Annotated in this window: 18 protein-coding genes; 9 read left to right on the forward strand and 9 right to left on the reverse strand. The window is 68.9% G+C overall.

Annotation, left to right across the window (positions count from 1 at the left end):
• Positions 1 to 217: 217 nt before the first annotated feature.
• Positions 218 to 1,471 carry a hypothetical protein gene (locus P12x_RS16390; RefSeq protein ID WP_435005394.1) on the forward strand — a complete coding sequence of 418 codons (1,254 nt, stop codon included), beginning with the start codon at positions 218 to 220 and terminating at the stop codon, positions 1,469 to 1,471.
• 126 nt (positions 1,472 to 1,597) lie between these two features.
• Here P12x_RS16390 and P12x_RS16395 read toward each other — a convergent pair whose 3' ends face one another.
• Entirely contained in the window at positions 1,598 to 2,788 is a 1,191-nt protein-coding gene (locus P12x_RS16395; RefSeq protein WP_435005395.1) for a DEAD/DEAH box helicase, read from the reverse strand.
• Positions 2,789 to 3,186: 398 nt separating this feature from the next.
• On the opposite strand from P12x_RS16395, the gene P12x_RS16400 reads away from it, so the two are divergent.
• The 7 genes from P12x_RS16400 to P12x_RS16430 all read left to right on the forward strand — a co-directional run bounded on the left by P12x_RS16400 (position 3,187) and on the right by P12x_RS16430 (position 10,300).
• Positions 3,187 to 3,396, forward strand: coding sequence for a hypothetical protein (locus tag P12x_RS16400; protein WP_435005396.1), 210 nt, complete (start codon positions 3,187 to 3,189; stop codon positions 3,394 to 3,396).
• A gap of 171 nt (positions 3,397 to 3,567) precedes the next feature.
• Complete coding sequence (locus P12x_RS16405; protein WP_435005397.1) at positions 3,568 to 3,930, forward strand: hypothetical protein; 363 nt, start codon at positions 3,568 to 3,570, stop codon at positions 3,928 to 3,930.
• A gap of 312 nt (positions 3,931 to 4,242) precedes the next feature.
• Positions 4,243 to 4,782, forward strand: a complete 540-nt coding sequence (locus P12x_RS16410) for an RNA polymerase sigma factor (protein ID WP_435005398.1) — start codon at positions 4,243 to 4,245, stop codon at positions 4,780 to 4,782.
• A 16-nt stretch (positions 4,783 to 4,798) separates the two neighbouring features.
• Positions 4,799 to 5,479, forward strand: a complete 681-nt coding sequence (locus tag P12x_RS16415; protein ID WP_435005399.1) for a hypothetical protein — start codon at positions 4,799 to 4,801, stop codon at positions 5,477 to 5,479.
• Positions 5,480 to 5,574: 95 nt separating this feature from the next.
• A complete protein-coding gene (locus P12x_RS16420) occupies positions 5,575 to 6,618 on the forward strand; it encodes a tetratricopeptide repeat protein (RefSeq protein ID WP_435005401.1) in 1,044 nt (347 codons plus the stop codon).
• A 29-nt stretch (positions 6,619 to 6,647) separates the two neighbouring features.
• Positions 6,648 to 8,360 (forward strand): hypothetical protein, encoded by a 1,713-nt coding sequence (locus P12x_RS16425; RefSeq protein WP_435005402.1) that lies wholly within the window; start codon positions 6,648 to 6,650, stop codon positions 8,358 to 8,360.
• A gap of 122 nt (positions 8,361 to 8,482) precedes the next feature.
• Positions 8,483 to 10,300, forward strand: a complete 1,818-nt coding sequence (locus tag P12x_RS16430; RefSeq protein WP_435005403.1) for an RNA polymerase sigma factor — start codon at positions 8,483 to 8,485, stop codon at positions 10,298 to 10,300.
• A 187-nt stretch (positions 10,301 to 10,487) separates the two neighbouring features.
• Here the strand turns inward: P12x_RS16430 and P12x_RS16435 are convergent, their stop codons facing one another.
• Entirely contained in the window at positions 10,488 to 12,254 is a 1,767-nt protein-coding gene (locus P12x_RS16435) for a VWA domain-containing protein (protein WP_435005404.1), read from the reverse strand.
• Entirely contained in the window at positions 12,251 to 13,225 is a 975-nt protein-coding gene (locus P12x_RS16440; RefSeq protein ID WP_435005406.1) for a vWA domain-containing protein, read from the reverse strand. The genes P12x_RS16435 and P12x_RS16440 overlap by 4 nt, the downstream gene beginning before the upstream one ends.
• A 120-nt stretch (positions 13,226 to 13,345) precedes the next feature.
• Here P12x_RS16440 and P12x_RS16445 point away from each other — a divergent pair, with 120 nt between their 5' ends.
• Positions 13,346 to 14,203, forward strand: a complete 858-nt coding sequence (locus tag P12x_RS16445) for a hypothetical protein (protein WP_435005407.1) — start codon at positions 13,346 to 13,348, stop codon at positions 14,201 to 14,203.
• Positions 14,204 to 14,241: 38 nt separating this feature from the next.
• Here P12x_RS16445 and P12x_RS16450 read toward each other — a convergent pair whose 3' ends face one another.
• The 6 genes from P12x_RS16450 to P12x_RS16475 form a co-directional block, all read right to left on the reverse strand.
• Complete coding sequence (locus P12x_RS16450; protein ID WP_435005409.1) at positions 14,242 to 17,301, reverse strand: hypothetical protein; 3,060 nt, start codon at positions 17,299 to 17,301, stop codon at positions 14,242 to 14,244.
• Between the two features lie 99 nt (positions 17,302 to 17,400).
• Complete coding sequence (gene plsY / locus P12x_RS16455; RefSeq protein ID WP_435005411.1) at positions 17,401 to 19,179, reverse strand: glycerol-3-phosphate 1-O-acyltransferase PlsY; 1,779 nt, start codon at positions 19,177 to 19,179, stop codon at positions 17,401 to 17,403.
• The gene (locus P12x_RS16460) at positions 19,176 to 19,934 is read right to left on the reverse strand and encodes a sugar phosphate nucleotidyltransferase (RefSeq protein WP_435005413.1); all 759 of its coding nucleotides are present in this window, start codon (positions 19,932 to 19,934) and stop codon (positions 19,176 to 19,178) included. Before P12x_RS16460 ends, plsY begins: the two co-directional genes overlap by 4 nt.
• A 29-nt stretch (positions 19,935 to 19,963) precedes the next feature.
• Positions 19,964 to 21,166, reverse strand: a complete 1,203-nt coding sequence (locus tag P12x_RS16465) for a glycosyltransferase family 4 protein (RefSeq protein ID WP_435005414.1) — start codon at positions 21,164 to 21,166, stop codon at positions 19,964 to 19,966.
• A 10-nt stretch (positions 21,167 to 21,176) separates the two neighbouring features.
• A complete protein-coding gene (locus P12x_RS16470) occupies positions 21,177 to 22,025 on the reverse strand; it encodes a lipopolysaccharide kinase InaA family protein (protein ID WP_435005416.1) in 849 nt (282 codons plus the stop codon).
• Positions 22,022 to 23,587 carry an ArnT family glycosyltransferase gene (locus P12x_RS16475; RefSeq protein WP_435005417.1) on the reverse strand — a complete coding sequence of 522 codons (1,566 nt, stop codon included), beginning with the start codon at positions 23,585 to 23,587 and terminating at the stop codon, positions 22,022 to 22,024. The genes P12x_RS16470 and P12x_RS16475 overlap by 4 nt, the downstream gene beginning before the upstream one ends.
• Positions 23,588 to 23,610: the final 23 nt, after the last annotated feature.

Genomic DNA, 23,610 nt, shown 5'->3' on the forward strand with positions numbered 1-23,610 from the left:
TGGTCCCGGATCCGAACGAACCCACTCTCGGCGGCCCATGCAGAACGAAGCCATTTCCGGAGTCGGAACGAAGCCATTTCCGGAGTCGGAACGAAGCCATTTCCGGAGTCGGAACGAAGCCAATCCGGAGTCGGAACGAAGCCAATCCGGAGTCGGAACGAAGCCAATCCGGAGTCGGAACGAAGCCAACCCGGCCTGGCGAGTGGGTGCCCGCTGGTTGGCGAGTTCGGTCTGGATCCTGGGGATGCTGGCGAATCTCTCGACGATGGGTCGGGCGGCCGAGCCGCTGAAGGTCTCTGCTCGAATTCTCTCCGCTGGAAAACTTTACGTCGGACAGGCGATCGAGGTCGAGGTTTCGGTGGCCCCTCCGGGAGACTCCTCTGAGGTGGTCCCTCCCCGGTTGAACGAGGCCGAAGCCGAGATCCACCCACTTCCTTCCGGCCGGTTCCTGGTCGTGGTCCATCGGCCGGGGCCGCTGGTGCTTCCGCCGTTCCGGGCCACCTCGGGCGATCAGTCCGGGGCTTCCCGATCGACCCGACTGGTGATCGAGAATGTGCCCGCCTCGGGACGCTCGGACGTATTCCTGGGGGGAGTCGGTCCGTTCGAGCTGAAGGCGGAGGTCGAGCCGGCCAGGATTTCTCTCGGACAATCGTTGGAATACCGGGTCTCGATCACCGGCCCGGCCGCCTGGGGGAGTGATCGGACTCCCGACCTGACCGGCTGGAAGTCCACCCTGCCCGATCTCCGGGTCGATCCGCTCTCGGGGCAGGTCGAGGGGACCGAGCCGGCGACCCGGACTTTTCGTTATCGAATTCGCCCGCAGAAGGCCGGTCGGTGGGTCCTGCCCGCCTTGAGATTGTCGGCGTTCGACCCGGAGACTCGCCGGTATGCGACCCGGGTCGCCTCGGGGGCCTCGATCGAGGTCGAGCCGCCCCCGGCATTCGACCCGAACCGGGTGGATTTCGGAGTCGATCTGGTCGAGGAGGAGAAGCGGCGCGGCTGGCGATTCGTGGGCATGGGGCTCGGGATCGCGACCGTCGCGCTGGCCGCCCAGTTCTGGAGGCTCCGGAAGCAGGCCCGGTCGAAGGGGCGGCCCGACCCGAGGGGGATCGCCCGGGGATTAGCCCGGGAACTCTCCGATGGCCGGGAGGGGCCCGAGCCGGCCCGGCGAGTCGTGGAAGCGCTGGCCGCGTTCTTCGAGAAAGTGGGAGGCCGCCCTCCCGGGGCGCTGACGCCGCTCGAAACGAGGGCCGAGGTCGAACGGCTCACGCGCGATCGCGAACTGGCCGAGGTCGCCCGTCGGCTGGTCGAGGATGCGGATGGGGCTCGATTCGGGAATCGTGAACAGCCGGTCGACGGGATGACGGAACGGGGTCGGGCGCTCTTGATGATGCTCGGGGAGTTGAGCCAGGAGCCCGTGGGCGATCGGGAGGATGGACCGAGGGAGGCAGCCGGGACCGCTAAGGCTTGATTCGGGCGGTCGGGAACTGCCTCCCGCTTTCCATGATCGCAGACGGAGGGGCTTTCGGCGGGACGCGGCCGGGGATGTCGAGCGGGCCGCGTCGAAGGGATCCGGCGGAAGCCATCGGGAGTCGGACTAGCTGCGGGCGAACGAGGAGGTCGATCGGGAACGGGCCGTGCTGTAGAGTTCGCGGTAGGCCGATTCGCGTTTTTGCTCGCGTCGGTAGGCCACGAAATCGTCGAGCGGGAGCGTGGGGATCGACTTGTTGATCAGCAATTCGATCTGAGTCAGGGGTTCGCCCTGATCCGGACAGACGAACATGTAGGCGATCCCGTCCTTGCCCATCCGGCCGGTCCGGCCGATCCGGTGGACGTAGTTCTCGGGGTCGTCGGGCACGTCGAAGTTGATGACGTGGCTGATATCGTTGACGTCGATCCCGCGGCCGACGACATCGGTGGCGACCAGGACCGGGATCGACCCGTTCCGGAAGCCCTGCATGACGCGGTTGCGGACCGATTGGGTGAGGTCGCCGTGGATGGTGGCGACGCCCGCGACTCGACCCCGGAGCCGGTCGGCCAGCTTGTCGGCCCCCCGCTTGGTCCGGGTGAAGACGATGGCCTGGCGCGGCTTGTCGCGATCGAGCAGGTGGACCAGGAGATCGAACTTCCGGTCATGCTCGACGGTCACGTAGTATTGCTTGATCGACTCGACCGACGGTTCGTCCTTCGAGAGGTTCATCTCGACCGCGTCGAACATGTAGCGTCGGGCCAGGGCCCGGATGTCCTCGCTGATGGTGGCCGAGAGCAGCAGGGTCTGATGCGGGTCGGGCACCTTGCGGAGGATCCGCTCGATGTCGGGGCGGAAGCCGATGTCGAGCATCCGGTCGGCCTCGTCGAGGACGACGTGGAAGATGTCGCCCAGGTAGAGGGTCCGCCGCTCGATATGGTCGAGGACGCGGCCCGGCGTGCCGACGATGATGTCGACGCCTCGCTCCAGGGCCCGGAGTTGCTTCTCGATCGGCTCGCCGCCGTAGATCCCGCAGATGGCGACGTCCTGGCCGTGGGCCAGCTTCTGCATCTCGACGACGATCTGCTGGACCAGCTCGCGGGTCGGGGCGAGGATGATGGCCTGGGGGCCCCGGCCTCGGGCTTCGAGCATCTCGATCAGCGGGATGCCGAAGGCGGCCGTCTTGCCGGTGCCGGTCTTGGCCTGGCCGATCACGTCCCGGCCTTCGAGGGCCTCGGGGATCAGGGCGGCCTGGATCGGCGACGGGGCCGTGTACTTGACTCTTCTGAGGGCTTCGAGCATCGCTCGGCTCAGGCCCATCGATTGGAATCCGGGTGGGGATTCCTCCACCGCGCGTTGAATCAAACAAACCTCCTGGTAGTGTGAGAGCCTGAAAGACATGGATCGGGCCGTCAAATTTCGACCAATCGATCTTGCTGCCATCATACCCCGATGTCGCGGGCCCGTCAAAGCCAGCCGACTCCGATTCGGCCGGAGCGAGAGACTTTGCGCCGATCGCCCGGGTTGGTTGTGACGATGGAACGCGCGGGACAACCCGGCCCTCGGCGGGGCGTTGCCGCTTGCCGAGAGGGCGTCCGCTCCGATAGGCTCGGACGAGAGGGAGGTCGGGACCGCGACGGGACCGGGTCGATTCGAACGATCCGGGGATTCGAGCCGTTGCGCCGAACCTCCGGCCTATCGAGTGCAGGAGACCGACCGTGAGCACCGAATCGACGCCGGCCGCCGACCTCCAGCAGAAATATCGCCAATTTCTGGACCTGCTCCCGCTGACGGTCGCCCTGGCTGGACTCCCCCCGAGCGAGGGCCGGCTTTTCAGCGAGGAACAGATCGAAGGTCGAGCCATTACCATGAGGGCGGCCTACCGGGTGGCGCGGGCCACCGCGAAGGAATGCCTGGGCGGGTCGTAAGCAACATGCCGCAAGGTCCGACTCCGACCCGTCGAATCCGCGACGGGTCGTTGTCCCTCCGGGGCTGGTGAGCCGATAAGAAGTCGCGTGGCCGGACGGGCCGATGTGGGGACGAGGACCCCGGCCGTTCGCCCTCTCATCGAGCCTCCAGAGCGAAAGGGCCTTCCCTCCATGACACTTCCCGACGCCGGTCCCCGAAGGCTCCGAGCCACGATCATCGGATTCGGCCTCGATTCCAGCGACAACCTCCAGAGGCTGAGCACCGGGGACGAGTGCATCCTGGTGGGCGGGTCGGCCGAGACCCACGCCGAGATGCTCGAGACGATGCTTAGGCTCGAATCCGAATTGGAACGGCTCGGACAGGGGCTCGCCGACGTGACCCCCGACGAGCTGGCCGAGATCGCCTGGCGGATCGACTCGCCCGAGCTTCACGAGATCGCCTTGAGCATGGGCGAGGGACTCCGGAGGAGCGGCCGGTCCTTCCACGAGTCGACCGCCGAGGAACTCACCGAGTTCTCGGCCGGGCTCGATTGAAGGAACGGCCGGGTCCTTCGGATTCGACGATCGACGACGGCCGGGCCCCTCTTCATCGAGGGTCCCGGCCTTCTTCGCCCCCCGGATGACCTCCCGCTTCCCTCGAAGCTGAAGGAAGGCGCGGTCGAGGAGGAGTGTCGGGAATCCCGATCGCGCCGGTCTTCCGCCGATTGTGTGATTTACCCGGGGGATGTTTCCCGAAATAATCGAGGGGTCCGGAGCGAATCTTGAAACGAGATCCTCCCGTCGGAGGTATCCCGAGACGACCGACCGTTCGTCGGAGTCCCGCTCGTCCGGCGAAGGCCCGACCCGATGGATGACCGCGCCCTGGTCGAGGGGCTCCGTTCCGGCGATCCGCAGGCTCCTGGTCTGCTGCTCGGCCGATTCCACGGGGCCGTCTTCGGCCTCTGCTTTCGGATGATGCGTCACCGCCAGGATGCCGAGGATGTCTCCCAGGAGACATTCCTCCGGGCCCTCGGCGCGATCGCGGGATTCGACGCGGCCCGTCCGCTCCGGCCCTGGCTACTCGGGATCGCGGCCAATCGCTGCCGGACCGCCCTGGGCCGCCGGGCCCGGAGGCCAAGCCTGGGGGAGTCGGTCGAAGATTCCGCCGACCCCCGGCCCGGCCTGGCCGACCCCGATGACCTCGCCGGGGAGCTCGAACGAGCCCTCGGCCACCTCAGGACCGATTATCGACTGGTCTTCACGTTGTTCCACGAGCAAGGTTTACCTTACGAAGAAATCGCCCTGGTGATGGGCCGGCCCGTCGGGACCGTCAAGACCTGGCTGCATCGGGCCCGTGCCGAACTGGCCGAAGACCTGATCCGTCGGGGTGTCCACTGCGAATCCTGAGCGACTGGGAGTGGTCATGACTTGCGTCGATTTCGACCGACTCTGGAATGAACTCCTGGACGCCCGACAAGTCGGGCCGTCGGACCTGGAGCGCGAGCTCGAAGGCCACGCGGCGAGCTGTGCCGGCTGCCGATCGATCTCGACCCGCTATCAGGTCCTCCGCCATGCCGTCGGATCGATCGGGCCGGCTCCGATCCCCTCGGCCGAGTCGACCGCCCGACTTCTCCAACGAATGGAGGCGGCCCGGTCCTCTTCCACCCGCCCGGCCCGTCCCTCCAGGATTTTGACCCGGTCGGCCTGGGCCTCGCTGGCGGCCGCGGCGGCGGTGTTCGGGATCGTCCGATGGATGGGGACCAGTGGCCCAGGACCGGTCGATCCGCCGATCTCCATCGTCGCCACCGAGCGGCATCGCCCGTTCGATTCGGCCCTGGCCGATGCCACCTCGGCCTCGATCGAACTGGCCCGGGAGGCCTCGGCGCCGGCGGCGAGGATCGGTCGCGAGGTCCTGAGCGACCTGGAGGCACCCCAGGACGAATCGAAGAGCCGGTCGGTCCCCGGAGGATTTCCCCCGGTTCCGGCCTCGGCGCTCCTCTCGGTGGGCGAGCGACTCCAGGCGAGCGTCCGGCCGATCTCGGGCTCGGCCCGTCATGCTTTCGGATTTCTCCTGGGGCCCCCCCCTGCCCCGGATCGGCTCTGAATCGGACCGATGCCTTCTCGTCGACAGGCCCGGGGCTTACGATGAACATGGGTCAGGAATAATGCCGGAAGGACGAGAAGCAAGGCCCGCCGACCATGAGCCGACCCCGGACGATTGCCCTCTTCCTGATCCTCTCGGCTCCTTCGCTCCTGCATGGCCAGGTCCTCCGCCCGGAGCCGGCCCGCAATCCGCCCCTGCCGAGGACCGTCGCCCAGTCCCCGAATCTCGACGCGATGCTCGATTACCTCGCCTTCGAGAATGCGGGCTGGCGGGCGATCGGCAAGGGATTTTTCGACACGGCCGAGCACGAATTCCTCGCGGCCATCAAGGCGGTCCGGAAGCTCAATCCGGTCGACTACAAGCTCCTGGCCCGGGCCTACTCCGACTATGCCTGGACGCTCCAGCTGCAAGGGCGATACGAAGAGGCTTTACCCCTGGCGAAGTGGGCCCTCTCGACTCGCGAGACCCTGTTCACGCCCGGATCGTTCGCGGTGATGCAAAGCCTCAACCAGGTGGCGGCTCTCTACTCCGATGCCGAACGTCCCTCCGAGGCCAAACCGCTCCTGGTCCGCGCCATCAAATTGCAGGAGGAGGCCACCCAGCCCAGCGAGTCGGAGCTGGCCCGGAGCCAGTTCATGCTGGGTCTCCTGCTGGCCCGGGAGCGGCGATACTCCGAGGCCGAGGCCCATTTCCTGGAGGCCCTCCGCCTCACCGAGCGGACCCGAGGCCCATCGAGCCCTCAGACCGGCGATGCCCTGGCCAATCTCGCCCGGACTTATCACGAACAGCGGAAGTTCAACCTGGCCCGGCCCCTCTTCGAACGGGCCCTGGGCGTACTGGAGTCGTCCCGAGGCCCCGAGGATCGTTCGGTCGCCCTGATCCTGGGCCCCCTGGCCCGGATCGACGAGATCGAGGGGAACTCCGATTCGGCCGAGGCCCGATTCCTCCGCGCGATCCGGATCTGGGATCGCCTGGGTCCGCCCGAGAAAGCCTCCCGGGCCGAGGCGGCCGGGGATTACGCCGAGTTCCTCGAACGTCGAGGTCGATCGGCCGAAGCCCGGAAGTTCCGCCCCGGGCCGGATCCCGACCCCTCCCCCGAATCACCGACCGGACCGGGTCGTCCCCGGGTCCCGGGCTGAGCGCGATCCAACTTTCGAGGGCGTCTCGCATGCGGCCATTGCTGATCACGATGACCCTGATCGGGGCGTTCTCGACCGCTCCCGAGGCCCTCGGGGACGGGCCGGCCGACCCCCTCCTCCGGCTGGTCCCGCCCGACTCGGGGATCACCCTGGCGGTCGAGGATCTCCGCGACCATTCCCGAGAGATCGGCGAATCTCCCCTGATGGTCGGGCTCCGGAATCTCCCGGGGGTCCGGTCCTGGCTCGACTCCGAGGAGAGCCGCAAGCTCAAGAACTCGGCCCGGGAGCTGGAGGAGGCCGTCGGGGTCTCGATGGCGATGATCCGGGATGATCTCGCGGGCGACGCCGTCGTCTTCTCGTATCGCCCCGGCCCCGACGACAAGCCCGAGCTGGCCCGCGGCCTCCTGCTGGCGATCCCCCGGGATCCAACTCGGGTCGGCCCGCTGATGAAATCCCTGAACGATGTCCAGATCCGGGGAGGCGACCTCGCCGGGGTCGAGCCTCGGACGCATGGCCCGGTCTCGTACTCGGCGCGGAAATATCGCGATCCGGGCCGCCTGGCCGAATACTACGTCCTCCTCGAAGGCGGGGTCTTCGCCTGGTCGAACTCCGAGGAGATGATCCGGGGGGTGATCAACCGGAAGCTCTCCGGGGGCAAGGGGCTGGGCGACAACCCGGCCTTCGCCCGGGTCCGTCGAGGACTCCCGGAGCATTCGATCGCCAGCCTGTTCGTGAACCCTCGACTGCTCGACCGGGCCTTCTCCGAGGCGTCCCGATCCTCCGACAAGGGGGAGGAGCGGGTCGCGGCCATGATCGCCCGATATGTCGGGGCGATCGACTACGCGGGGGCTGCGCTCCGATGGCTCGACGGCCCGATCCTGCACACTCACGAGGCGATCGAGCCCGCGCGGCTCGACCCCTGGCTCCGCCGATGGCTGGGCGGTCCGCCGGACGAGGCTCGCTCTCCGGCCCCGATCTCCGGGACCGCCCTGGCGGTCGCCTCGATCCAGGTCGATTACGCAGCCCTCTATGAGGGACTCTCGGGGCTGATCCCGGAAGCCGACCGGTTCCGGCTGGATAACCTGACGATCGCCCTCCGGGGCCTCCTGATGGGACGCGACCCCGTCGCCGAGGTGCTCCCCCGGCTCGGCCCCGAGACCACCTTCGCCCTCGAACCGGGGGCGAAATTTCCGATGATCGTCTCGGTCGGCTGGTCGGATCCGCCCGACTCGCCCGAACTCTCCAGTCCCCTGGACAACGCCCTGCGGACCATCCTGGCCCTCGTCGCGCTCGACGACAAGCGTGAGGCCGAGCACCCGAGGGTTGTGACCCGGACCCTCGAAGGCATCCGGGTCACGGAGCTGGTCGACGACCTCAAGTCGCGGCTCAGTTACCGGGTCGAATCGGGTCGTCTGACGTTGGGCAACATCCCCGAGGCCGTCGCCCGGTTCGAACACGGTCCGCCTTCGGCGCTGCTCTCGGACCTCCGATCGAAATATTTCCCCGAGGCGAAGACCTTCGCCCTCGTCGACATGGCCCGGCTGGGGGACGAGGTCCGGAAGTACCGAGGCCCGATCGCCTCTCATCTCGCGACCCGGTCCAGTCGGCCCGTCGAGGCGGTCGACGGCGATCTCGACCAGCTCCTCAGCCTGGCCGGGCTGTTCCGGGCAGCCCTGATGACCTCCGCCACCGGCCCCGGCGGGACCGAGATCCATCGGACCCTCGGCCTGATCGCTCGCTGACGGGTTAATCGGATTGTGGGTTCCCCGGCCGCTCACCGAGATTCCGGAATTTTATTGAGGGAGGACACGACCCGGCCGGAGACTACTCCCTCGGTAAGCCCTGATCCGGGGGAGTGTCGACATTGAAGATCCGAGGCCAGGTCGCCCATCAACTTCAGATCCTCTTCACGGCCGGTGCGGTCGGGGCGCTGGGAGACGGGGAGCTTCTGAGCCGATTCCGGCGGCGGGATGCCCTGGCGGAGTCGGCCTTCGAGGCGCTGGTCGACCGGCATGCTCGGATGGTCCTCCGGGTCTGTCGGGACGTCCTGGGGGATGCCCACGAGGCGCAGGACGCCGCCCAGGCGACCTTCTTCCTCCTCGCCCGCCGGGCCGGTTCGATCCGGAAGCCCGAGGCCCTGCCGAACTGGCTCCACGGGACGGCCCGCCGGGTCGCTTCGAGGGCCCTCCGCGACTCGATCCGGCGTCGCCAGCACGAGCGGAGGAAGGCCGAAGCCTCGACCAACGATCCCGTCGACGAGGTCCAGGACCGGGCCTGGCCCGAGGTCCACGAGGAACTGGCCCGGCTCCCGGCTCGCTATCGGGAGCCGATCATCCTCTGCGACCTGACCGGCCTGACCCACGATCAGGCCGCCGGTCAGCTGGGGTGCCCCCCTCGGACGCTCCAGACTCGACTCTATCGGGGTCGAGAACGGCTCAAGGAACGCTTGATCCGGCGAGGGGTGGCCCCGGCCTCGGTCTTGGTCGGGGCGTCGTGGGCGACGGCAACCAGGGCGGCCGTTCCTCCCGCGTGGGCGGCCTCGACGAGCCGGATGGCGTTCGGGATCTCGGGAAAAGCAGGCTGGGCGGCGGCCGGGAATGTCTCGTCTGCCGGGGTTCGTTGGGCTCGACTGGAACTGAAAGGCATGCTCATGGCCAAGCTGAAGCTGATCGTCGCGGCGGGCCTGATGGTCGGCCTGATCTCGGGAGGGGCCTGGTCCCGGATGACCCGGGGCGAGCCGGGCCAGGAGGGAGGTCAGGCCGTCGCCCCGCCCCCGGCACCAGTCGAGCCGGCGGAGAAACCTAAGGATGATTTCGAGAAGGCCTACATCCTGGCCGACGGCGAAGACCTGAAGCTTCTGAGAGGTCCCGCGATCGAGGCCAGGAATCAGCATTATCGGGGCAAGTGGGAGACGATCGGCATGGGGTTTGACCCGGTGGAGAAGGAGATCCCCCTGGCCCTCCTCTTCCGGTGGCGGGATGGGACCCTGCAGCAGTCAAGTGCCACGACGGGGACGATCACGATTCGCTCCTCCTTCCAGTGGATTCTGAGAGCGAGCGAGAGCAAGCCCGACAAGTTTCTCGATGCGATCCTTCCAACCCTGGATCTTCGGGAACAGGGAATCGAAGGGGATCCGCAATTGCTGGAAGCCCCTTTGATCGCGGATTTCCTGGTCCGCGACGGCGCGCCGACCGCGAAGCTCCTCCCCCAGTTCGAGACGATCCTCCGGCGCGACTTCGCCCTGCCAGTCCGGCTCTCGATTCAGGAGGAAGTCCGGGGGGTCGTGGTGGCGCGGGGACGTTACCGATACAAGCCAGTCCCCGATCTCAAGCCGTTGAGCGAAGGGTTGAGATCCAATGGCGACCAGATCGAGGTCTACGGTCGCGAGATGGGTGATTTCTCGGACCCCAAACGCTTCCGGACCGACATGGCCAGGGGAGGTGCCACCCTGGCTGATCTGTTCTCGGACCTGGGGATGTTCCTCGGCGTCCGGGTCGTCAATTTGGTCGATGCCCCGCCCGAAGGACGACTCGACTGGCACATCACCGACTTCCGGCTCAAGAAAGAGATCGGCCCCGAGGAGCGTGATCTGGTCCTGAAGCACCTCACCGAGCAGACGGGTCTCACCTTCACCGAGGAAGCCCGGCCGATCCGCTTCATCCGGGTCGATCGGGCTGAATAATCCCGGATGAAGCGGATGGTTGGCAGGGGTCTGCGGTACTCCGCAACCCCGGATCTCCGGATGCATCCCGTCTCGAAGACCGGGGTTGCGGAGTACCGCAGACCCCTGCCACCCCAGGCATTCCCGACCCGTAACATCATCGGGAAAGTGTTGATCCTGATCCCGGGACTCGCGTCGGCGTTGGCGATCACCAATCCTTCGTCGGACGATCCGACGAGCGAGGGGTGTCCTCGGTCGGCCCTCGGTCGCGGGCATCGCGGATGTCCCGGAGCGCGTCGTCGAGTCGATCTTCGGGGGACCGGCTGCTCGGTCGGTCCTCCCCTTCCTCGCCGGGCTGACTCCCGGTTTTGGAAGGCGTCGAAGTTCCCCCTGATTGCTGGGCGGGCGGGTTCGGACCGGGGGAGGTGTCGGGATCGTCGGGCGAGTCGGGCCCTCCACCCTGGGGGGGGCTGGGTCGGCCTCGCTTGCTTTCGTCCCGGGACTCTCCGCCAGCATCCTCGGGGGGCGGTGGCGACTGGGCCACCGCGAAGGCCCGGTTCTCCGCCGCGTCGCGACGGACGGCGTCGAAGGGGAGCCCGGGCCATTTCGAGTCGATGCAGGCATCGTAATGGGCCAGGGCCTCGGGGACCTCGCCGAGGGCCAGGTAGGCGTTGCCCAGGGCGTAGTCGATCTTGGTCGCCAGCCCTCCGTCGCCTCGCTCGCGGGCTTCTTCATAGCGGACGATCGCCTCGCGATAGCGTCGGAGCTGGAAGAGGGCGGCCGCCGCGTCGTATCGAGGGATGGCCGCGCCGGGCCTGAGGTCGATGGCCCGAACGAAGGACCCGAGGGCTTCCTCGAACTTGCCGTTCTTGAATGCGGTCCGCCCACTCTCGATGAGTCCTCCGGGAGTGCTCGACCCCGGTCCAGCCCCCAGGCTCATCGCCGCGATCGAGACGGCGATGAGCGGGAGCCGATCCCATCGCTTGCGGGCCCGGACCGGCCAGGACCCGGCCAGGCCGATCCCGAGCGCCGCCAGGAGGAAGATCGGAAACCGTTCGACCCGTTCGGGCGGGCGAATCTCGTCCCGTTTCCGACGGGCCATCGGCGCGATCCGCTCGCGATAGAGCTTGCCGAGGTCGACCGGGACCAGCCCGATCGGCACGAAGGCCCCGCCGGTCTCCCGGGCGATCGCCCGGAGGTGCTCATCGGTCCGGCGGGTCTCGGGGGGTGGTGGGGCGTTGGCCCGGGCCGGGCTCGCGGGATTTGCCGGGACCGGGTGGCCCTGATCGGGGTCGCCGACCGCGACGGCATGGACGATGATCCCGGAGTCTGCCAGTCGGGCCAGGGCCCTGGGCCAGGAGCCTGGATGGTCCTCGCCGTCGGAGAGGATCACGATGGTCCGGCCCTCGGCATGGTCCTCCTCGTCGAAGGTCCCGGCCGCCGCTTCGAGGGCCGTCCCGAGGTCAGTCCCGCCGGGCTGGACCTCGCCCGGTCGGAGGGCCCGGAGGGATTCGGCGGCGGCGTCCAGGTCCGAGGTCAACGGGCAACGGACCGCCGCCCGGCCGGCGAAGGCGATCACCGAGGCCCGGTGTCCGGGCTCGGCATCGAGGGCCCGGAGCAGGCCCAGGCCCGACTCGATCGCCACGCGCAGGCGGTCGGGCACGGCATCCTCGGCGGCCATGCTCCGGCTCACGTCGACGCAGAGGACCACGTCGTGCCCCTCGGGCTGTTCCGAGCCGGCCACCCGCCCCCATCGGGGCTGGGCCAGGGCCAGGATGAGGAGTCCCATCGCTGCGAGCCAGAACGTCGCCCCGTCGCGGGTCGGCTTGCCCGATTGCCCGAGGGCTGCCCAATCGCGGAGCCTCCTCCGGCCGCCCCGGATCGACCAGAGGACCAGGGGGAGGAGCCCGACCAGGAGCCAGAGCCGGCCCGGGTGTCCGAGGTCGATCCAGAACCAGGGGCCTTGCCAGCTCATGGGAGCCTCCGGAGCCGGCCCCGGCTCAGGATGAGGTCGAAGGCCAGGAGGCCCAGCCCGGCCGAGGCCCACGGGGCGAATCGTTCCCGGTAGATGGTCCGGATCGTCCCGACGACCGGGCTCCGCTCCAGGGTGTCGATTTCCTCGAAGACCCGACCCAGGGACTCGGCGTCGGCGGCCTCGAAGAGGCGACCGCCCCCGACCTCGGCCATCGACCGGAGGAGGGCCAGGTCGGGCCCTTCCGGGGCGGGTTCGGGCTTCTCGGGATCCTCGACCGGCCGACCCACGGCGATCGCGTGGAGTGTCACGCCCAGGTCTCGGGCCAGCTCGGCGGCGATGATCGGCGGGGTCGGCCGGGGGACCGCGGGCTCGTCCCGGCCGTCGGTCAGGAGGATCAGGACCTTGCGTCGGGTGGAAGCCCCTCGGAGCGCCCCCAGCCCTTCGATCACCGCGTCGCCCAGGCTGGTCCCGACGTCCCCCACCCCAGCCGGTCGGATCGAGCGGGTCGCGTCCAGGAGGAACCCCTGGTCGAGCCTCGGCGTGGCCAGGATGTCCGGGTGATTGGCGAACTGGACGACCCCGACCAGGTCGTCGGCGCGGGCCTGGATGAACCGGGCGAGGGTCTTCTTGGCGGCCTCCAGCCGGGAGATCGGGCCTTCCTCGGAGGGGAAGTCGGCCTCGGACATGCTGGGGCTCCGGTCGAGCACGGCCATGATCGCGACGCCTCGACCGGCGACCCGGATCTGACCGCCGGGCTCCTGGGGCCGGGCCATCGCCACGGCCAGGCAGGCGATCGCCAGGGCGCGAGCCAGTCCCGGGATCGCCCCGAGGATCCGGGGGGACCGCGACCGGACTCCCTCGAATCCCGAGAGCGTGGGCCAGGCCAGCCGGGGTCGCCAGCGGCTCCGGAGCCAGGGGATGAGGATCAGGAGCGTCAGGGCCAGCCAGGCCGGTTCCGCCAGGCGGGTCATGGTCGAGGGCCTCGCGGGGACGTTGGCGTTGTTCGTTGGCGACGCCGGCCCTCTTGATTATAATGAATCGCCACGCCCGTGTCGCCCGAGTCGGATCTCCCGGACCGAGTCGAATCGCTTATGGATTTCCACACCACGTCGCCCCCCGAATTCCCCGACCATCTGGCCGGCGATTGGGTCGACCCGGTCGAGGAGCGTGTCCTGCTTCGCCGGAGGCTCCGCCGGCTCTATCTGGGCTTCTCGATCCTCGGCCTGGCTCTGGTTCTCGCCAGCCTGAGCATCCTCGGCCACCTGATCCTGCTGTTCTCGGGTCGGGGTGGGGTGGGGCTGGGTCGCCTGATGGGGGTCCCGCTCCTGGACCTGGTCGAGGAAGCGGCGATCGTCTGGTGTTCGCTGATCGGCGTCGCATTGCTCTGGGGCCGATGGCCGGACCAGAACTGGCAGAGGCGGTCGGGTCTCCTCCTGATGATGTGCCTGGTCGACCTGGTCCAGTGGTCGATCGACAACGCCGCCATGCTGGGCCTGACCGAGGCCCCGTTCGGTCACGAGTGGTTCCGGATGTCGCTGGGGACGGCCCTGGGCTGGTCGCAGTTTGCCCTGATCGCCAGCCTGGCCGCCGACATGGCCGCGCATCTGGGGGTGCCCCACGCCCTCGACTTCGGCAAGTCGGCCCGATCGCTGGCGACCACCGGGGCGATGGTCTGGTTCATGTACTTCTACTTCGCGACCGACTGGACCACACCGATCTGGCCCCTCCACCGCCGAGGCAATAACGCCGGCCAGATCATGCTCTATCTCGGGTGGTTGGTCCTGTACGCGATCAATCTGGTCCAGATCACGGCCCTGACCCTCCTGGCGGGGCGTTCCTGCGGGCGTACCCTCCGCGAGATGTCCGAGGAGGATCGTCGGAACGATCACATCCCTTCTCGGTCCGAGGCGGGGTGGGAAGAGATGAATCGGCCCGGCCCTCATCGCTGACGGCCTCCGATCGGGATCGACCTCCCCCCCTATCCCGTTCAGACTCGAGTCGCGACCCCTTCGGGGTGCCTGAGCCGGATCGGCGGGAGTCCGTCGGGGTCGGCCCTCGGGTCGGCGAAGATCCGGGCCCTCTGGCGGACGAGGTCGCCAACGTTGGGGATCGGGAACGTCTCGCCGTCGCGGGTCGCGGGGAACCGGGCCAGCGTCTGGCCATCGTCGGCCGAGAGCGGGACGGTCCGGGGGTGGGCCACCAGCGCGGTCGGGGGGATCGCGGACCCGGCCGGCTCGGTCCGGAAGCTCACCGACCAGGATCGACCGGGGAAGCTCGGTCGCCGGAGGACGTACGAGACCGTGACCTCGGGATTGGGGCCGGGCACGATCGTCCGGGCCGAGGGGTCGAGGCCGGGCGAGACCACCGCTTCCCCCTGGACCCGGGCCACGCTGAAGACCGCCAGGTGCCAGGGGCCGGGGATGCTCGTCGGGAGGGTCAGGGCGAAGTAGCCCATCCGGCTGTATTCCTCGTCCGAGACCGCCGATCCGAGGGCCTCGGGGTCGTCGGGGCCGGTCGGCGGCGATCCCGACCGGGCCAGGACCCGGGTCTCGGTCCCCTGCGGGCTCCATCGCCACCGGAGGTGGACCCGTCCCGCTCCGCCGGCCCGGACCGCCCGGAGATCCGACGGGTCGGCCACGCGGGAGAAACGCGCGGGGTGCCCGACCGTCGCCTCGCCGTTCCAGGTCAGGACCGGCGTGTAATAACAGACGCCGATCGGTGGTGGCGACGGGTCCTCGGAGTGGTCGGAGGAGGTCGATTCGAGCCAGTCTCCTTCCCAGGAGGCCAGCGAGTCGGACGGGAGCCGATCCCCGGCCGCGATCGACAGGGGACGAGCCGTGCGGATCACCCGGACCGATCCCCGGCTCGGAGGCGGCCAGGAAATCAGGAGTCTCCCGGAAGGGGTCGGCGTCAAAGTTGGCGTCGGGATTGGCTCGGACGACGAACATGGGAAGGCGGAGGCGAATACACCTCGGGAGAGACGCCCTGTTTCGTTCCTGGTGGCGTAAACGGCGAATATGCCGTAATGGTACGTCCGGTCGTCGGTCAAACCGCGATCGATCAGGCCTCCCGGGTGGGCCTCGACCGACTGACCGTCCCGATGATCGATCGGCCGTCGTGACGGATTCCGGACGACCCGGACGCCCGAGGCCCCCTCGGGGAGGGTCCAGTTCAGGGTGACCTCGCCGCTTCGGGTTTCGGTCCGAAGCCCGGCCACGCCCGGCAGGAAGTCGATCGGCCCGCCCGAGGCGCCGAGCCGGGAGGCCACTTCGCCCCGGATCGCGAAGACCGCGTATCCCGCCGACTCGCCCGCCCCGACGCCTTGGTCCTCGGCCTCCGCCTCCGCCGTCTCGATCACCATCGCCCCGTCGTTGAGCTGGGAGGGGCATCCTCCTCGCTTGCGGATCACCCGGAATCGGACCGGGCCCAGGCCGTCGGCGGGGGGCGGGGTCCATCGGAGCCGGACCCGGTCGACGAGGACCTCGGCGGTCAGGCCCGAGGGGGGTGCGGGCGGGGATCGTCGGAGTCCCTCGCGGGCGTCGTCGAGATCGGCGGCGATGGCCAGGGCCTTCTCGAAGAGGGTCCGCGCTTCCGTCGGATCGTCGGCTTCAAGGCCTCGGGCGCGGGCGGCCAGGGCCTGGGCCATCCGGAGCCCCCGGGCCACCTCGTCGCGGGCGGCCAGGAATTCCGGGGCATCGGGCCGGACCAGCCGCCCCCAGGCCAGGATCGCCGCGCGGGCCGCAACCAGATGGCGGCGAGCTCGGGCCGATTCGCAGGCGATCCTCGCCTCGTCGGCCTCCAGGATCATCCGGCGGATGGTCTCGACCCCCTTCCGTGCCCCGGCGTGATTCGGCGCATACTGCCGGACCCGGCCGAGGTGGTCGAGCGCCCGTTCGTATTCGCGAGCCCGGTGGGCCTGCTGGGCGGCCTCGAAGTGCCGGATCAAAGGCTCTCGATGTTCGAGCGGGAAGCCGCAGCCGCACCGGGGCTGGTCGACCCAGTGGACCCGCCGGCATGAGGGGCAGCCCCACTGGAGTGAGGCCCGACAATGGCGGCACTCGGGACGGTCGGACGGCCCCGAAACGTCGGCGAAGTCGGTCACGCCCGAGCAGGCCCGGCATCGAAGGTAGCGAGGAGGGTCGATCGAGTTCAGGATCAGCGCGGGAGCCCCGTCGCGGACCACGCCCAGGGCCCGGCAGCCCCGGGTGATCAGCAGGTCGGCCCGGTCGGGCGCGATCCCTCGGGCGGTCGCGTCGTCGATCAGGGCGGCCCTGGTCCCGTAGTCGAGCTTCGGGAGCCCTTTCACGGCGAAGGAGACGGACTCGCCGAATCGCTCCTCGGCCTCGGCGGCGAGGGTCCGATCGTACCGGGCGCGAGCCTGGGGCGAGCCGAGGTGCGACTGGGCGTGCGAGACCGCTTCGAGCCAGGCGGTCTTCTCGGCCGTGACCTGGGTCTTCTGCATCCAGCGTCGGCGCTCGGCGTCGGCCCTGGCGGTGACCTCGGCGGCCGGGGCGTCGCGGGTGACTTCCAGGGCGTCGTAAAGGTCTCGACGACGGAGATGTTCCAGGGCCGAGCGGATCTGCTTCCGGGTGACGGCGTCCAGGATGTCGGGCGAAGGTTCGTTATCCTCGGGCTCGGAGGGGGTCTCGGGGCGGGGCGGGATCGGCTCGATCAGCCGGTCGAGATCGTCGGAGGTCAGCCCGAGCCGCCCGGCCTGATCGCGAAGGAGCGACCGATCGGTCACCGTCAGGCCACCCTTGGCGGCGCGGAGCCGGACCAGGCGTTGCAACTCGTCGAGCTTCTGGTCCCGCTCGGCTCGCCGTGCCTCGGCCCGCTCGGCATCGTAGGCGGCGCGGGCCGAGGGCTCGCTCAGCAAGGCCCGGCGGATCTCGGGGATCTGGTCGAGATACGACTGATAGGTATGCTTGGTCTTCGGGTTCCGGGTCCCCGACGACCAGAGCGGCTGGCGACGGGCGAGCGCTTTCTCCAGGGTGGCCCGATCGGCCCCCGGATCGGCCCCCAGCATCTCGTAGTAGTCGGCCACCATGACCCGCCACCGCGCCCGATTTCGTCGACAACGCTCTCAAGAATTGTCGCGGACGAGCACCGGGGCGTCCAGCCCCCGCCGCGTCGAGCACGCCTGATGTTATCGAGCCACGCCCAGCTTCCGGATCGAGACGAGGTGAATACTCCCGCCCGATCGGTTCGAGACGGCCAGCAGGCTCCGCGAGGGGTCGAAGGCGAGGCCGAGGGGCCGGGTCGACGCGAGATTGGCCCGTCCCTTGATCGCGAGTCGGGCCTCTTCGAATTCAGGTGTCGCTTCAACGGGCAGGAAGGCAACGCCCGAGTCATAGGGCTCCGTCACGGCCCGATAATCCGGCTCGCCCGGGATATCCACGACGTCGCCGATCCCGCCATCGACTGGATAAATCACCGGCTCGGCATCGGGCCTGGCCAGGAGATTCAGGGCCTCCCCGGTCTCGTCCACGACCATCAGGCCGCCTCCTCGATCGAAGTGGAGGGCCCCGGGCGAGGACTCGGCGGGCCAGTCGCGACGGGCGATCAAAGCGGGATTGGCCCGATCGGCGAGGTCGACCCAGGCCACGGCATTCGAACCCTGGATCGAGACCGCCGCCGTCTTGCCGTCGGCCGAGAGGGCCACGCGGGCGAGGTCGTCGCCGGTCTGGTCGAAGTTCAGGCGGGAGATCATCGCCGATGTGGCCAGGTCGTAGACGGTCAAGGCCGGGGCGGGTCGATGGTCGTCCCCCTCCCCTCGGCCCGAGGTCAGGACCAGGGCGTGCCGGCCATCGGGGGTGATCGTCATGTCATCGGGATAGTACCCGACGACGATCCTGGGGCCGGCGGGATTCCCCTCGAAGTCGAACGTTTCCCACCAGCCTTCCTCGACGTGTCGGGCGTCGTTGGTCGGCCGGACCAGGACATAGAGGCGATCGGCGGTCGGGGAGACCGCGACGGGTCGTCCGCCGAGGGTGATGTCCCGGACCAGTTCGAGACCGTGGCCGCTCGTCACCCGGTAGAGCATCGCCCGGTTGTATCGAGGGCAGGTCGCCGCGAGGAGCCGGCCATGGTCGGCGAAGGCGAGCCGCTCGGCCCGCTGGTGACCGGTGGCGACCCGGGCGATCTCGACCGCGTGATACGGGCCGAAGTCGGCCTCGGGCTGCCTCGCCGCGTTCAGGGTCAGCGCGGTGCCTCCCGCGACGACGGCCAGGCCGACCACCAGGAACGGCAGGACTCGGCCCGTCGGTCGGGGCTCGTCCCCCTTTTTCTTCTTGCGGAAGTTCACCTTGGGCTCGGTCCCGTTGCCGATCCGGACGAAGTTCTTGCGGTGCCGGGCGATCAGGAGCCCCATCAGGCCGAACGAGGCGAGGGTCATGGCGATCTCCTCCCGGGCGAAGGGTTTCTCGATCCGAAGGAAGTGGGCGAGCATCCAGACCAGGCCGCCCACGATGGAGGACATCGAGACGAAGCGGGTCATGATCAGGGAGATCGTGAAGCCGGTCGCCGCCGAGACGCTGGCGAAGGCATCGAGGGCCGAGACCGCCCCGAGGCTGGTGGCGACCCCCTTCCCCCCCTTGAACCTGAGGTAGAGCGGGAAGTTGTGCCCGAGGATCGTCGCGATCGCCACGCCGACCGGCAGGTGCGGCAGCTTGAAGCTCGAGACACCCGAGGCGATCGGCGGCAGATAGTGGGTGGGCAGCAAGCCCTTGAGGAAGTCGAGCAGGAAGACGACCACGAAGAACCGGAAGCCCAGGACTCGCCCGACGTTGGTCGCGCCGATGTTCCCCGAGCCGACCGTCCGGATGTCGACCCCGCCGAACCATCGGGCGATGAGCAGGCCGAACGGGATCGACCCGATCAGGTAGGCACCCAGCAGGCTGGCGATCGTGGCGAAGGCCCCGTTCATTGGTCGCGACCGATCTTGGTGGGGGTGGCTCGGATGGGCTCGCCGAGGAACGACTTCCGGCGGGCCTCGAAGACCTCGTTGGCCGTTGCGTAGTCGTCATGTCGCCCGATGTCGAGCCAGTAGCACGGCTTCTTGAAGCAGTGGACGGGATGCCCCGCCCCTCGCATGGTCTCCAGGAGGTCGGGCATCTGCAAGGTCTGTCCCGGCGTGAGGTAGTCCCAGGCGATCGGGTCGAGGATGTACAGGCCCATGCTGACCTGGAACGAGAACTCGGGCTTCTCGCGATAGCCGGTCAGGACGTGCGGGTCGTTGCCGAACTCCAGGACGCCGAAGTCGATCCGGACCTCGCGAGGGTACGACGCGATGGTCGCCGCCGCCCGCCGGTCGCGATGGAACCGGTACATCTCGCCGAAGTCGAGCGTGGTGAGGATGTCGCCGTTGATGACCAGGACCGACTCGTCGGGCCGAGCCATCAGGGCGAGCCCCCCCGCCGTCCCGAGCGGCGAGACCTCGCGCCGGTAGGTCAGATGGGTGCCGAACTTCCGGCCGTCGCCGAAGAAGGCCTCGATCAGCTCGGTGAGGTATCCGGTGATCACCGTGACCTCGTCGAACCCGAACCGGGCGAGCTGGCGGAGGACCACTTCCATGATCGGGAGCGGGTCGTCCCCGCCGATCGGCATCAGCGGCTTGGGCAGGACCGCCGTGTAGGGGCGGAGCCGGGTCCCTTTGCCGCCCGCCAGGAGGATCGCTTGCATGGGACGGGCTCCCTTCGATGGGTGAAGCGTCAGGCGGCCGATCGGGCGAAACTGCCCCGCGATCCGGCCACGTCCTCGAACAGGTCGATGAGTCTCGCCACATGCTGATCGAACGACTGCTCGCGACCGAGCCGCCGGGCGTGGGCCGACATCTCGCGACGGGCTTCGTCGTCCACCATCCGGCCCATCGCTTGAATCAGCGATCCTCGGTCGTCGGGGGCGGGGATCACGAAGCCTTCCCGCCCTTCGGTCATGATCTCCCCCGCGCCATTGCAGGCGGTGGTGATGACCGGAAGCCCGCAGGCCAGGGCTTCGAAGACGACCAGCGAACACGGGTCGTAATAGGTGGGCAGGACGAAGAAGTCGCTGGCGTGGAAGGCGGATCGGATCTCCGGGACGAATCCCTGGAGGTGGACCACGTCGTCCAGGCCCAGCTCGCGGACCAGCTCCCGGAACGGTGCGGGTCGGCCCCCTCCGCAGGCGAGCAGGTGGATTGGCCTCGCGGACGGATCGAGTCGGCGACGCTCTTCGAGCGCCATCAGGAGTGGCTTGAGGCCCTTCAGGCTGTAGTTGTGGCCGACGAAGAGCGCGATCAGGTCATCCGGCCCCAGACCGAGATCCCGGCGGAAATCGCGGCGGGCCCGCGCCGGATCCTCGACGGCCAGGCGATCGGTGTTGATCGCGTTGGGGATCACGCGAATCCGGTCGCGGGGGACTTCGTGGAACTTCTCCAGGTGTCCACGGACCATCTCCGAGACCGCCACGACCCGGGCCGATCGGGCAGGGTCATACTGCCGGCGCTCGATCGCCCGATAGAGTCGAGCCTTGGGATTGGCCCGCTTCCCCAGAATGTAGGCCGATCTTCTCCAGCCGCTCGGGAATCGCATCGCGTTGGCCGCGAGGCTCGCCTGATGGACGCCCCCTTGCGGGATGATCACGTCGTGATGCCAGGTGTTGATCAGGCCGATCGAGCAATCGTAACGATCGCTCGCCGCCGCCAGGGCTCGCGCGGAGTTCCTCGCGAAGTTCCAGATCCGCCCCGACCTCGACCAGCCCTGGGCCTCGACCCGGATCATCCCGACCGCTTCGGGCAACGCCCCCGCCTTCCACGAGTTCGCGAAGACGTCGAGCTGATGGCCGGCCCGGACCAGTCGTTGGCAGAGGTCCACGACGTAGGTCTCGGCACCCCCTCGGGTGGGGTCGATCCGCTGGAAATTCAGGGCAAGCCGCATGAAGTTCCCTTCACTGGTTATGGGCGAGATATCGGGCCGCCTTGTCCCGGATGATCCGCGACTGGATTGAGGGGAGGATCACGGCGAGATGTCGTCGGTAGTGCATCCAGAATCGGAGCCGGTCGCGATCGTCGATCCCCCGGACCCCGTAGGTCGAGAAGAGTAACTGGCCGAGATCCTTCCAGCGCCAGCGAGGGGCCGTCCATCGGTGGACGGCCAGCCGGTGGAGGTCGATCAGGCAGAGCTTCGGTCGTCGATCGGCCCCCGGCCGGAGATCGAGGAAGAAGTGGCAGAGGTACAGATCCTTGTGGAAGGCCCAGGCCGCGTGGAGCTTCGCCGTGATCCGGGCCATCTCCGCGATGATGGCCCGCTTCATCGAGGCGAAGGCCGCCGGGTCGAGCGTCCGGGACAGTTCGGGTACCGCCTCGTGGAGCGGCGCATGCCCGATCAACTCGGCAACCATCAGGTAGCTCTGGAGCATCCCCCAGGGCCCGATCCACTCCCCGGCGGCCACGACCTCGGGCACGGGGATGCCCAGCCCTCGGGCCCGCTCCAGGTGCGCCCACTCGGCCGAGGCCGGCGAGTGCCGACCGGCGGGGTTGAGCAAGGCGCCGATCCGGCTCGGCCAGGGGAGGCGGTAATGCCGCTTGAGGAAGACCGAGAGCGTGGCAGGACCCGAGTCGAATCGGACCCTCGCCGTCGATCGCCCCTGCTTGGCGTGGTGCTGGTCCGAGGTCTCCAGGGCCATCACGCTCGACTCGAAGTCGGGCGGCAGCGTGGAGGCGTGACGCTCGGCCCGCCAGGACCAGCGCGTCCCTCGGGTCAGTCGAGTGAGTAAATCCCCATGACTTCCGGTCAAGGTTGGACCCCTTCCCAGGATCGGGGCGGGTCGAATCGGTAGACCTCGACGCCCGAGCCTCGGCCGTCCCTCCTGCCGGAGAACGTCGCGGCGGGGTGCCCCGCGTGGGCCAGCATCGCCCGGAGCGTCGCGGCCCTCCGGCTATCGGCCTTCAATTCGTCCGTCCCCACTACCACGTAGCGGAGATTCCGGTCCGAGAGAGCCTGCTTGACGTGCCAGTAGTCATAAGACTTGACCTCGCTGACGAACGACGCCCAGCCTCGGGTGTCGAGCACCGCTTCGCCCGGTTTTGCCCGGTCGGCCAGCCAGATCCCGGCCGCGTGGTAGCCCCATCGGCTCGGGTGCCCGGCCTTGGCCTGTGCGGTGATTCCCACGACCGCCAGCGCGGTCAGGCCGGCATAGCCCAGCCTCCGACCCCGCTCGATCGAGATCCCCCGACGAGCGGGGAAGCCTTCGACCCAGGCCCAGATACCCGCCGAAGCCCACGGGACCGCGACCGCGATCAGGCTCAGGGCGTGCCGTCCCGAGAGGTAGCCCAGCGTCGAGGCGTGCCGGATCGCGATGGCCGAGAAGACGGCCAGATAGACCAGGACCAGCCGACGACCCTCCACCGTACCCGGCCTCGACCGGCCCCGGATCACGCCCCAGACCACGACCGGCACGAGCAGGAAAGAGATCCCTTCGGCCCATTCGCGGGCGAGTCTCCCGGTCGCCGCCAGCGGGAGGCCCCGGAGGCTCGCGTGGTCCGACTCTTCCTTGGGAGAGAAGTCGAATCGGGGGTTGTCGAGCCCTCGGGGGAGGGTCGGGGCGGCCTTCTTCGAGGCCATCGCGTCGATGCCGACCGAGGTCGACCACCGCAGTGAAAGTTTTTCCGAGAGCTGTCCCTTGACCAGCCCATAGGTGCCGACGAACCCGAGGATCGCGGCCGACATCGCCAGGAGCCGGGCGAAGAGGGCGAACTCGTCCCGCCAGGGTCGCCAGCCCCACATCGCGGCCATGACCACGACCGGGGGCACCAGCGCGACCTCGGGCCGGGTCCAGAAACCCAGCCCCGCCAGGGCCCCGCAGCCGATCGCCGAGGCCCAGGAGCGGGTCCGGATCGTCCGTTCGCCCAGGCAGAGTGCCCCGATCGTGAAGCTCAGGGCTAGGCTATCCGCGAGCGTGTCGTGGCCGATCGCCGCCGGGAACGGCAGCATCGCATAAAGGAAGACGGTCAGGTCGGCCGTCCGGTCGTCGAACATCCGGCGGGCCAGCTCATGGAGCGGCCAGAGCAGCGCGACCGCCGCCAGGGCCGAGATCAGCTGCGCCGCGATCCGCCAGGCATCGGGACCGTGGCCCATCGGCCAGGCCAGGACCGGCTCGACCAGGGCGACCAGCGCCGGGTAGAGCGGGTGCTGATCCGAACCCCGAACGGCATCGACCCATGAACCGGTCTGGAACGAACGGGCCACCCGGAGGAACTTCAAACCGTCCTGAGCGGGCAGGGGCGTCCGGGCCATCCCCACGACATGCAAGGCCGCCGAGAGAATGGCGACCACGATCAACCACCGGCGGCTGGACATCCCGACCCTCCTTGGTCTGGTGG

The organism is Tundrisphaera lichenicola (assembly GCF_051175385.1).
Lineage (GTDB): Bacteria > Planctomycetota > Planctomycetia > Isosphaerales > Isosphaeraceae > Tundrisphaera > Tundrisphaera lichenicola.